Below are 11,536 nucleotides of genomic sequence, written 5' to 3'. Positions count from 1 at the left end.
CCTCCGTGGCGCCGGTCGCGCCGATCAATCGGCGCTTTCGGCGATCGCCGCTTCGGCTTCCCTTATCGCGCGCGGGGTACCGACGTGCAACCACTGCCCGTTCATCCGCTGACCCCACAGCCGGCCGGCCTCGAGGGCGCGATCGAACAGGACGTTGAGCGAGAAACGGCCCTTCGGCGCGTCGGCGAAGAGGCGCGGCGACAGGATCGCGGCGCCGGAATAGACGAAGGGCGCGACGCGCGGCGAGGTCCGGCGCGAGAGCCGCCCGGTCTCGTCCATCAGGAAGTCGCCGGCGCCGTCGTAGCCGATCGAGCCGACGGTGGGGGCGAGCAGCAGCAGCGCGTCCATCGTCGCCTCGTCCCAGCGCGCCGTGAGCAGGTCGAGATTGGGGCGATAGCCCTCGATCCAGAAACTGTCGGAGTTGATCAGGAAGAAGGGCTTCTCGCCGAGGAGCGGCAGCGCCTTGACGATGCCACCGCCGGTCTCGAGCAGTTCCGCGCGCTCGTCGGAGAAGACGATCGACGGCGTCTTGCACTTGGCGACGTGGACTTCGACCAGATCGGCTAGCCAGTGGACGTTGACCACGGCGGTCTCGACGCCGGCGGCGCGGAGCTTCTCCAGCCCGTGGTCGATCAGCGAGCGGCCACCGACCTCGACCAGCGGCTTCGGCGTGGTCGCGGTGATCGGGCGCATGCGCTTGCCGAGGCCCGCGGCGAGCACCATGGCGTGGGTCGGGCGGAACGGCTTCGATGCGGTCATGCGAGACTTCCGAACCTCTGAGGAATCACGGGGCGGCGCGCCGGTCGGCCGGCACGACGTCCTCATACCAGAGCTTCAGCCCCCGCAAAACCGGCTCGGCGAACACACGATCGAGATAGTTCCACAGCCGCGGCATGTGGGCGAGGTAGTGCGGTTTGCCGTCGCGATGCTTCAGCCGGGCGAAGACGCCGAGGATGCGGGTGTTGCGCTGGGCGGCGAGAATGGCATGGGCGCGGCGGTAGGCGCCCTCGTCGAAGGCCGGATCGGCGGCACGGCGGGCGGCGACGTAAGTCGCGACGAGATCGGCCTCGAGCGCCGGGGCGACGTCGACGCGGGCGTCCTGCGTGATCGAGACGACGTCGTAGGCGGGATGGCCGAGGATCGTGTCCTGGAAGTCGAGGAGGCCGATGCGGGCGAAGCCTGCGCGGTCCTCGAGCCACAGGATGTTGGGCGAATGGTAGTCGCGCAGGCACCAGGTGCGCGGGCCGGCGAGGATCTCGTCGAAGAGCGGCGCCCACAGCGCCAGGAACGAGGCGCGCTCCGCCGCGCTCGCCGGCCGGCCGAGGAGATGCGGCACGCCCCAGTCGAGAAAGACCGAGACCTCGGCCTCGAGATTGGCGCGATCGTAGGCAGGCAGCGCATAGGCGCCACCCTCGCCGTCGTCGATCGCTTCGGGCAACGGCCCCCCGTGGAGATGCGCCAGCAGCGCGACCGCCGCGCGGTAGCGATCCGGGATCGGCAGCGGCGGCGTGCCCGCGACGCAGAACTCCGAGCCGAGATCCTCGAGCAGCATCAGCCCGGCATCGAGATCGTGGGCGAGGATCTCCGGCACAGAGATGCCGCGTTCGGCGAGCGCCAGACCGAGCGCCAGGAAGGGCCGCGGCCCCTCGGCGAGCTTGGCGGCGGCCCGCGCGGCGACACGGGCGCGGCCGGCGTCGTCGTCGGGTTCGGGCGGATGGTTCATCAGCACGGTGGAGCCGGTCTCGTCCCGGATGCGCTCGTAGGAGCGCGACGAGGCATCGCCCTGCAGGTGGCGGCGATGGCTGCGGGGACTTCCGGCCGTCTCGAGGAAGGCGCGGATCTCCAGCGTGCGGGTGAGGCGGGCTTCCCAGGCGGCCGCGGGGCCGGTCAGGCGGACGACGCGTTCGTCGGGTCCCGCGCCGGGGCCGATGGCGACGACCAGGGTCGTCGGCGGCAGCCGGTCTTCGCCGCGATCGGGCCATTCGACCAGCGCGGCGCCCTCCCCGATCGCCTCGTCGAAGCCGAGTTCGTCGAGTTCGGAGCCGTCGGAGAGGCGATAGAGGTCGTAGTGGGCGACCGGAAAACGCGGCAGGTCGTAACTCTGCACCAGCGTGAAGGTCGGGCTCGGTACCTCGAGCCGGTCGTCGTCGGCGAGCGCGCGCAGCACGGCACGGGCGAAGGTCGACTTGCCGGCGCCGAGATCGCCGACCAGGGCGACGACGTCGCCGCGACGCAGGACGGCTGCGAGATCCTCGGCGAGGGCGACGGTCGCCCTCTCGTCGTCGAGCGTCAGCCGGAGATCGAGAACGGCGGGTTCGGCGCTCATGGTCGGGCCTTCGGGCGTCGGTGCGGACGGGCGCCGATCACTCTCCGGCGAGGCCGAGCGGCGTCGGCTCGACCGTCGCGGACGGGCGTTCGGCGGGGGCGAGCGGCATGCGGCAGACGACTTCGGTGCCGCGTCCCTCGGTCGAGGTGATCGCGACGGTGCCGCCGTGCAGTTCGACGAAGCTCTTGACGATCGACAGACCGAGACCGGCGCCGCCGCGGTGGGGGCCGCGGCGCTTGGTGTAGAAGCGGTCGAACACCTGGGCGATCTGCTCCTCGGGGATGCCGACGCCCTCGTCGGCGACCGACAGCGTCACCTCGCCGCCGTCGCGGCGGGCGCGGATGCGGACCTCGCCGCCCTCGGTCGAGAAGGAGACGGCGTTGGAGAGCAGGTTGAAGAGGATCTGGCGGATGCGCTTCTCGTCGGCGGCGACGATGCCGAGATCGTCGGCGATGTCGGTGACGAGGCTGAGGCGATTGGCGGTGAGGCGATCCTTGATGCCCTCGAGCGCGCTCTCCACCGTGCGAGCGAGATCGACCGGGCCGAGTTCGAGCCGCATGATGCCGGCGTCGATGGTGGCGAGGTCGAGAATGTCGTCGACGATCGCCATCAACGCCTGGCTCGACGACATGATGTGCTGCGTGTAGTCGCGCTGCTTGTCGTTGAGCGGGCCGGTGCGGGTCTGGTCGGCGAGGAGATGGGTGAAGCCGACGATGTTGGTCAGCGGCGAGCGCAGCTCGTAGGAGACGAGGCCGACGAAGTCGGTCTTGATGTGGTCGGCCTCCTCCAGCGCCTCGTTCTTCTCGACCAGGGCGCGTTCGACGTTCACCGTGTCGGTGACGTTGACGAAGGTGACCAGCGTCGCGCCGTCGGGCAGCGGCACCGAACCGTATTCGACCACCATGCCGTCGCGCCGCTCGAGCGCGCCGGTCAGCCGTTCGCGGTCGTCGACGAGGCCGGTCACCGCCACCTTGAGGCGGTTCCAGGTCGCCGGATCCTCGTGGACCAGCGACATGCGCAGGACCACGTCGGCGATGTGCGGCTTGCAGTCGAGGTCGGTCTCGGCGAGGCGCCACATGCCGGCGAAGGCCGGGTTCCACAGCCGCAGGCGGCCGTCGGAGCCGAACACCGCGACGCCTTCGGAGAGATGGTCGAGCGTCTCGCGCTGGACGCGGACGAGCGCGTTGTTGCGCTTCTCGAGGTCGATCTTCTCGGTGACGTTCTCGTAGACATAGGTCACGCCGCCCTGCGGATGCGGGTTGGCGATGACGCGGATGGTCTGGCCGTCCGGCAGATGCCACCAGTGCTCGCGCGCGTCGAGGCTCTGATAGGCGGCCTGCATGTCGCGCTTCCACGAGCGCCAGTCGGCCTGCTCGGGCAGTTTGCGCGAGGCGCGCAGCCGGTCGAGCACGGCGCCGTCGTCGGGCGAGGACTCGAGGAAGGCCGCGTCGAGGCCCCACAACGAACGGAAGGCGGCGTTGTAGAACTGCAGCCGCTTGTCGCCGCCGAAGATGGCGACGGCGGTCGCCAGCTGGTCGAGCGTGCGGGCGTGGAAGTCGATGGTGCGGCGGAGCTCGGCCTGGATGCGCTCGAGGTTCGAGACGTCGATGGCGATGCCGGCCTCGCCGTGGGCGGAGGCGACGTCGACGACGTCGTAGGTCAGCCGCTGGCCACCCACCACCACGGGCAGACGCAGGTCGACGGCGAGCGCGGCGTTGCGCCCTTGAGCGATCGCCTTGCGGCCGGCGGTGTCGAGCAGTTCCAGCCCGTCGGCGACCGCCTGGGTCGCGTCGAGCGCGTCGACCGCGCGGGCATAGGCCGGGTTGACCCAGGCGAGCCGACCGTCGAGGCCGCGCAGCCACACCGGGCTCGGCATCGCCTCGAACAATGCGCGCATCGCCTCGACGTCGGCCATCAGCCGGCGGTGGCGCTCGGCGAGTTCGGCGTGCGCCCGGCGTTCGCGGCCGAGGTCGGAGAAGCGCACGAAGGGGCGCCCACCGGCGACGCGGCCGCGCGCCTCGACATGGGTGCCCGAACGGGTGGCGATCTCGAGATCGAAGGGCGTGCCGCGTTCGCGCAGACCCTGTGTCGCCCGATCGAGGTCGCCGGCCGAGGTCGGCATCAGCCAGTTGCCGAAGGCGAGAAACTCGGCCCGCGTGCGCGGCGCGCCGGCCTCCGGACCGAGATTGCCGAGGAAGGCGGGCGCCTCACCGGTCTTGCCGAAGGCGAGAATGATCTGGTCGTCGGCCTCGAGCAGCGCCTCGGCGCGGTCGACCTGCGCCTTGAGGTCGGCATTGTCGGCACTCAGCGCGGCGATCGTGTCCTCGGACCGGGCGCGGGCGCGCATCATGCCGGCGGCCGAGGCGACGGCGACGGCGACGGCGCCGATCATCGAGGCGGTGAGCATGATCTGGTGGGTCGAGGTCGCATCGGCGAGTTCGGCCGCCCGCGCCGCGTCGAAGGCCCAGCCGCAACCGGCGGCGGCCATCACCCAGCGGGCGACCGACCGTCGGAGCGACGTCGGAATCCGTCCTCTCCCCCGCCCCACCATGTCGAAGGTCCTCTCCACGCGCAGAATGACTGGCTTTGTGATCGGACTTCGAAGACGTGACGCGGTCGAAGCCCCCCGAATCACGATCAAGATACCGATCGATGGCAGGCTCCGGGAGAGTCCGAAACGAGAACATGAAAAAGGCGCGACAGAAATTCTGTCGCGCCCAAGATGTTGTGTTCCGATCGACTTCGAATCAATACCGGTAGTGGTCGGGTTTGAACGGACCTGCGGCGGTGACACCGATGTAGTCGGCCTGCTCCTTCGACAGGGTCGAGAGCTTCACGCCGAGCTTGGCGAGGTGCAGGAAGGCGACCTTCTCGTCGAGCTTCTTCGGCAGGGTGTAGACGCGGTTCTCGTAGGCGCCGCCGTTGGTCCACAGCTCGAGCTGGGCCAGCGTCTGGTTGGTGAACGAGGCCGACATCACGAAGCTCGGGTGACCGGTGGCGTTGCCGAGGTTCACCAGACGACCCTCGGAGAGAACGATCAGACGTTTGCCGTCCGGGAAGACCACGTGGTCGACCTGCGGCTTGATGTTCTCCCAGGTGTAGTTCTTCAGCGCCGCGATCTGGATCTCGGCATCGAAGTGGCCGATGTTGCAGACGATGGCGTTGTTCTTCATCGCGCGCATGTGCTCGATGGTGATGACGTCCTTGTTGCCGGTCGCCGTCACGAAGATGTCGCCCTTGGGGGCGGCGTCTTCCATGGTCACCACCTCGTAGCCTTCCATCGCCGCCTGCAGGGCGCAGATCGGGTCGATCTCGGTCACGAGCACGCGGGCGCCGCCGTTGCGGAGCGAGGCGGCCGAGCCCTTGCCGACGTCGCCGTAGCCGGCGACGACCGCGATCTTGCCGGCGAGCATGACGTCGGTGGCGCGGCGGATGCCATCGACCAGCGATTCACGGCAGCCGTAGAGGTTGTCGAACTTCGACTTGGTGACGCTGTCGTTGACGTTGATCGCCGGGAAGGGCAGGCGGCCCTGCTCGGTGAGCATGTAGAGGCGATGGACGCCCGTGGTGGTCTCTTCCGAGACACCCTTGATCGAGGCGCGGACCTTGGCGAACCAGCCCGGCTGGGCGGCGAGGCGCTTCTTGATCTCGGCGAAGAAGACGATCTCTTCCTCGTTGCCCGGGTTGGCGAGGACCGAGACGTCCTTCTCGGCTTCGGCGCCGAGGATGACGTACATGGTGGCGTCGCCGCCGTCGTCGAGGATCATGTTCGGCACGCCGCCGTCATGCCACTCGAAGGTCTTGGCGACGAAGGCCCAGTATTCTTCCAGGCTCTCGCCCTTGTGGGCGAAGACCGGGATGTTCGCGGCCGCGATGCCGGCGGCGGCGTGGTCCTGGGTGGAGAAGATGTTGCACGACGACCAGCGCACCTCGGCGCCGAGCGCGACGAGGGTCTCGATCAGGACCGCCGTCTGGATCGTCATGTGCAGGCAGCCGGCGATGCGGGCGCCCTTCAGCGGCTGGGCCGGGCCGTATTCGGCACGCACCGCCATCAGACCGGGCATCTCCGTCTCGGCGATGTCGATCTCCTTGCGGCCCCAGGCGGCGAGGCTCATGTCCTTGACGGCGTAGTCGGTGAACTTCGTCATGTCGATCTCCGAAAGGTCGCGAGGGCGTCTCCCCTCGACGGGGCGCGCCGTGGCGCGCGCGGATGCACCGCCCTCGAGGCAGTGCCGGATGGCGCCTTGTAGACGAGCGGCGCCACCATGGCAATAAGGATATAAAGATTTCTTTATATCATCGTGACAAGGCGCGACCTTCGATTTCGTTCACGAGATTGCCTTGATCGGAGGCAGAGTGTGTCTCTTCCGTATCGGACCTACCGGGAGGGACCATGGCCGAGTTCGAAATTCCGCAGGCCTCGTCGAGTGGCGAGAGCGAATCCAGCCGCGACCGTTTCAACAACTGGATCGCCATCGCCGTGGCCATCCTCTCCGCCTTCATGGCGGTGTCGAAGATCAAGGACGACAACATCGTCCAGGCGATGCAGAAGGCCCAGGCCGAGACGGTCGACTTCTGGAACGAGTATCAGGCCCGCCGCCAGCGCCAGTTCGGCATCGAGCTGGCGATCGAGCAGACGAAGGCGACGCAGGCCATGACGCCGGAGCTCGAGGCGAAGCTCGGCGATTGGAAGAAGCAGGCCGACGCCTACAAGGCCCGCGCCGACGAATCCGCCGCCAAGGCCAAGGCGCGCGACGCCGACTACAACGCCGGCAACGATCGCGACGATCTCTTCGATCTCTCCGACGCCATGCTGTCGATCGCCCTGGCGCTCTTCGCGGTCACCGCGCTGACCCGGGTGCGCTGGCTCTTCGGCGTCGCCACGGCGATGGGCACGGGTGGCATCGTCTTCGCCATCGCCGGCTTCAACGGCTGGACGGCGCTGCACCCCGACTTCCTGGTGGCGATCCTCAACTGACGCCGTCGGGGCCCATGCCGGCGCCCATGTCCGCACGCGCGGCGAAGGTGGCGGCGAGCCAGTCGACGGTCGCCGCCACCGACGGATCGCGCCGCCGTTCGGGATGGACCAAGAGCCAGATCTCGCGCATCGGCAGCGCCGCCTCGGTGGCGATCGGCGCCAGCCGCCGGTCGGCCTCGGCGAGGAAGCGCGGCAGCACCGCGCGATGCCCCGCCGCCGCCGCCTCGAGAAGTGCCGCCGCCGTGTCGGCGCGGAAGCTCGGCACCACGGAGCCCATGTGTTCGGCGAGCCAGCGGCTCTCCGGTACGTGGGCGAGTTTCTCGCCGTAGGCGGCGAGCGGCAGGCGCTCGGGCGCTTCGGCATCGGCGGGACCGTAGAGACCGAAGGCGAGCCGGCCGATCCGCCGGGCGAGCGCGTCGTCCTCCGCCGGCCGGGCGAGACGCACGGCGATGTCGGCCTGCCGCGCCGCGATCGAGACGTTGGCATCGGTGAGATCGAGGCTGAGCCGCACCCCCGGATGGGCACGGCGGAAGTCGGCCAAGGCCGGCGCGATGATCCGCGTCGCCAGCAGTTCCAGCGTCGAGACCGAGACGTGCCCGTCGAGCCGCAGGCGCTCGCCGACGAGCCGCGTTTCGACCCGCCGCGCCGCCTCCGCCATGGCGCGCAGCTCGCCGACGACCTCCGTCACCGCGGGCAATGCGACGAGCCGGCGATCGATCCGATCGAAGAGGCGGAGCCCCAGCCGCTTCTCGATCCGCGCGAGACGGCGCGAGGCGGTGGTCTGGTCGACGCCGCGCAGGCGGGCCGCCGCCGACAGCGTGCCGAGGTCGGCGAGATCGAGGGCGAGGCGGAGGTCGTCCCAGTCGAGGGCTTTGGGGTTCGGCATGATTGTTCCTGCATTTTTGCAGATTGGTCGCCGATCATCGCCGATTTTCCTGCGAATGTCGCCGTGCGATCGAGGGGCATGATCCAGACAAGGAGCCCCCGATGACCGTGACCCTTCCGAAGACCCTCCTCGCCATGGCCGGCGCCGTGCCGCCGCTGCCGCGCCTCGCCGAGGCCACGCTGGTGCTGATCGACGTGCAGAACGAGTATCGCGCCGGTCCGCTGCAGCTCACCGCGGTCGAACCGGCGATCGCCAAGGCCGTGCGCCTCGTCGAGGCGGTGCGCGCGGCGGGCGGACGGGTGATCCACGTCGCCCATGCCGGCCGCGCCGGCGGTGCCTTCGACCGGGCCGCGCCGCGCGGCGCCTTCGTCGACGAGATCGTGCCGGCACCGGGCGAGGCGGTGGTCGAGAAGACCCGTGTCTCCGCCTTCGTCGGCACGACCTTGCTCGATCATCTGCCGGTGCCGGGGACCACGCCGCTGATCGTCGCCGGCTTCATGACGCACAACTGCGTCTCCTCCACCGTGCGCGAGGCCTCAGACCGCGGCCATGCGGTCACCGTCGTCGCCGACGCCTGCACCACCCGCGACCTGCCGACGCCTTCCGGCGGCGTGCTGGCGGCGGCCGATCTCCATGCCGCGAGCCTCGTCGCTCTCTCCGACCGCTGCGCCGCGATCGTCGATCTCGACGCGCTGCTCGCCGCGAACGTCGGGTGACGCCTCCGCCTCGCCGCTCGTTCGACCTATTGGGCCGGGCGGCGAGGCGTGTTAGACGATCGTCCAGTCGGGCCGTTCCGACATTCGTCCGGAGGCCCGATGTCGGCTCGTCTTCCCGCGCGGGATCATCTTCTCGGCGTCGTCCTGGTGACGGCGGCGACGGTCAGCTGGGCACTGACCGGCTTCTTCACGCGCGTGCTGGGCACCGACCTCTTCACCACGCTCGCCGGCCGCTCGGCCTTCGGCCTCGCCTTGCTCGTCGCGATCTTCCTGGTGCGCGAGGGGCGCGGCGCGGTCGCCGCCTTCCGCTCGATGGGGCGGATGGGCGTGGCCCAGGCCGCCGCCGCGGTCGTCTGCGCCTTCGCCACCATCACCTCGCTCTACCACACGTCGGTCGCCGACAACGCGGTGATCGGTGCCGCCTCGCCCTTCGCGGCGGCGCTCCTCGCCCGCCTCTTCCTCGGCGAGCGGGTGCCGCGACGCACCGTCGTCGCCGGCTTCGTGTCGCTGGTCGGCGTCGGGATCGTCGTCTCCGGTTCGCTCGGCCACGGGCGGCTCTTCGGCGACGCGATCGCCGTGGTGATGATGCTCGCCTTCGCCTCGATGATCGTCATCGCCCGCGCCGCCCCCGACATGCCGGTCGCCCCGCCCAACATCCTGGCGGTCGCCGCCAATCTGGTGCTGGCCGCGCCCTTCGCCTCGCCGCACGGCGTGGCGCCGGTCGACTGGTGGCTGCTCGCCGCCTTCGGCTTCACCAACTTCGTACTGGCGGGCACGCTGTTCCTCGCCGGCTCGCGGCGCATCCCGGCGGCGGAGAGCGCGCTGATCGTCGCCCTCGATCTGGTCTTCGGCCCGGCCGTGGTCTGGGCGACCTTCGGCGAGGCGCCGACCCGCGAGGGCCTGATCGGCGGCGCCATCGTGCTCGCCGCGGTCGTCGGCCACGTCGTCGCCGGCATCCGCGCCGGCCCGCCGACACCGCCCGCCTGCCGCACGTAGAAACCGCAGCGGCGCGCGCGTCGACGAAAGACATATTGTACATATAACTTTAAGCCGTTAGGGTGTCGGCATGCCTCGCGGTCGGCCCGTACGACCGAAAGGCCCGCGACGCGGCGCGTCGCGGTGTCGACGGCCGCCGGACCCCTTCCCTTGCTCTCATCGGGGTCCGGCGGCCGCCGACCGCCTGAAGAACAGTGACTTCGGCCGGCGGCCACCATCGAATCAGGGGACCCGGACGTCGGCCGCTTTTTCTCGGGCGCGAAGGCTTCGGCCACCGACGGCCTTCGACGGCACCACCGCCCACGCGGCGCGATGCGGTTCGCCCATCGGAACCGCTGATCTCCGCCGGTTTCCGGCAAACCACGGATGGCGGGCGAGGGTCGTCCGTGAGATGACGAATCGGCCGCCACGACGGCCCTCGGGCGCGCCCGGCGGGAGTGACCATGCGACTGACGAGCTACTCGAACTTCTCCCTGCGCACGCTGATGGTCGCCGCCATGCGGGCGCCGAAACTGTCGACCGTGCAGCAGGTGGCGGATGCCTTCGGCATCTCGCGGGCTCATCTCGTCAAATGCGTGCACCAGCTCGGCCAGTGGGGCTATCTCGAGAACCTGCGCGGTAACCACGGCGGCTTCCGCCTCGCCCGCCCGGCCGCCGAGATCACCATCGGCGAGATCGTCCGACGCACCGAGGAGGGCTTCGACCTCGTCGAGTGCTTCTCGCCCGAGACCGCGTCGTGCCCGCTGGTCGGTCGTTGCCGCCTGTCGACGGCGCTGGAAAAGGCGCGCGACGTCTTCCTCGACGAACTCGACGGCATCACCATCGCCGACATCACGACGAACGGCGGCGAGGTCCTGTCGATCCTCGACCTCGACGGGGGCGAGGTGACGGCGAACGAATGCGATGCCCTGCGCGCCGCGGCGGCGGCGGCCGACGTGGTCGAACGGCTGTCGTGATCCTCACGCATCGAGCGCGATGTCGGCGACGCTCCAGCCCTTCAGTTCCGTCTTGAAGGCATCGTAGGCGCGCTCGCAGGCCTTGCGCAGCCGGCAGGCGGCGACGATGCGGCACTGTTCGTCCTGCCGCAGGCGACAGGGGAAGAGGTTCTCCTCACCCTCGAACAGCTCGACGATCTCCATCACGTCGATCGCTTCGGCCGGACGGGCCAGGCGATAGCCGCCGCCGTTGCCGCGACGTCCGCGGATGTAGCCGGCGCGCATCAACTCGTGACAGGACTTCACCACCAACGATTCCGTCAGCCCCAGATCGCGCGACATCTCCGGCATGGTGACCGGGCGCCCCTGGTTCTTCTGGCAGATCATCAGGATGCGCAGCGCGCCGTTGGTCGAGGGGTTGAGATGCATGCGTCGTCCCGTGGCCTGTCGCGGAAATTGCCGTCGATGTCGTCCGCACCCTAACCCGGATCGCGGGCGGCGAGATCCGCAGTGATACGCAAAGTTCGATTTCCTGCGTCACTTTGGCCACGCCGCGCATCGACATGGTCCGGCAGGCGCCCCGGCGCGGCTTTCCGCGCGCATCTTTCCTTGACGGCGCCGGCGTTCGCCCTATGGATCGCCCGATGACTCAGACCGCTCCCCTCTTCGCCCACCGCAAGCACTGGGCCCATCGTTTCG

At 69.8% G+C, this 11,536-nt stretch carries 10 protein-coding genes; 4 read left to right on the top strand and 6 right to left on the bottom strand.

Annotated elements, in window-relative coordinates; translation table 11 throughout:
• Positions 1-24: 24 nt before the first annotated feature.
• The 4 genes from ACT53U_RS09405 to ahcY form a co-directional block, all read right to left on the bottom strand.
• Positions 25-759 carry a nucleotidyltransferase family protein gene (locus tag ACT53U_RS09405; RefSeq protein WP_476154437.1) on the bottom strand — a complete coding sequence of 245 codons (735 nt, stop codon included), beginning with the start codon at positions 757-759 and terminating at the stop codon, positions 25-27.
• Positions 760-784: 25 nt separating this feature from the next.
• Positions 785-2,326 carry a tRNA (adenosine(37)-N6)-threonylcarbamoyltransferase complex ATPase subunit type 1 TsaE gene (tsaE, locus tag ACT53U_RS09400; protein WP_476154435.1) on the bottom strand — a complete coding sequence of 514 codons (1,542 nt, stop codon included), beginning with the start codon at positions 2,324-2,326 and terminating at the stop codon, positions 785-787.
• Between the two features lie 37 nt (positions 2,327-2,363).
• Positions 2,364-4,814 (bottom strand): sensor histidine kinase, encoded by a 2,451-nt coding sequence (locus tag ACT53U_RS09395; protein WP_476154433.1) that lies wholly within the window; start codon positions 4,812-4,814, stop codon positions 2,364-2,366.
• 259 nt (positions 4,815-5,073) lie between these two features.
• Complete coding sequence (gene ahcY, locus ACT53U_RS09390; RefSeq protein ID WP_476154432.1) at positions 5,074-6,474, bottom strand: adenosylhomocysteinase; 1,401 nt, start codon at positions 6,472-6,474, stop codon at positions 5,074-5,076.
• Between the two features lie 245 nt (positions 6,475-6,719).
• Between ahcY and ACT53U_RS09385 the strand changes: the two genes are divergently transcribed.
• Complete coding sequence (locus ACT53U_RS09385) at positions 6,720-7,304, top strand: DUF4337 domain-containing protein (protein WP_476154430.1); 585 nt, start codon at positions 6,720-6,722, stop codon at positions 7,302-7,304.
• Here the strand turns inward: ACT53U_RS09385 and ACT53U_RS09380 are convergent.
• Positions 7,297-8,190, bottom strand: a complete 894-nt coding sequence (locus tag ACT53U_RS09380; RefSeq protein ID WP_476154428.1) for a LysR family transcriptional regulator — start codon at positions 8,188-8,190, stop codon at positions 7,297-7,299. The genes ACT53U_RS09385 and ACT53U_RS09380 overlap by 8 nt on opposite strands.
• Positions 8,191-8,291: 101 nt before the next feature.
• On the opposite strand from ACT53U_RS09380, the gene ACT53U_RS09375 reads away from it, so the two are divergent.
• The 3 genes from ACT53U_RS09375 (at position 8,292) to ACT53U_RS09365 (ending at position 10,858) form a co-directional block, all read left to right on the top strand.
• Complete coding sequence (locus ACT53U_RS09375) at positions 8,292-8,906, top strand: cysteine hydrolase family protein (protein WP_476154426.1); 615 nt, start codon at positions 8,292-8,294, stop codon at positions 8,904-8,906.
• A gap of 99 nt (positions 8,907-9,005) precedes the next feature.
• Positions 9,006-9,902 carry a DMT family transporter gene (locus tag ACT53U_RS09370; RefSeq protein WP_476154424.1) on the top strand — a complete coding sequence of 299 codons (897 nt, stop codon included), beginning with the start codon at positions 9,006-9,008 and terminating at the stop codon, positions 9,900-9,902.
• A 443-nt stretch (positions 9,903-10,345) separates the two neighbouring features.
• Positions 10,346-10,858 (top strand): Rrf2 family transcriptional regulator, encoded by a 513-nt coding sequence (locus tag ACT53U_RS09365; protein ID WP_476154423.1) that lies wholly within the window; start codon positions 10,346-10,348, stop codon positions 10,856-10,858.
• Positions 10,859-10,861: 3 nt separating this feature from the next.
• On the opposite strand, the gene ACT53U_RS09360 is transcribed toward ACT53U_RS09365, so the two are convergent.
• On the bottom strand, positions 10,862-11,266 hold the full coding sequence (locus tag ACT53U_RS09360) for an Rrf2 family transcriptional regulator (RefSeq protein ID WP_476154422.1): 405 nt from the start codon (positions 11,264-11,266) through the stop codon (positions 10,862-10,864).
• Positions 11,267-11,536 lie beyond the last annotated feature (270 nt).

The organism is Pinisolibacter sp. DMC19, from assembly GCF_056313985.1.
Note: the sequence above shows the minus strand (reverse complement) of the source record. Positions and strands in the feature narration are given on the sequence as shown.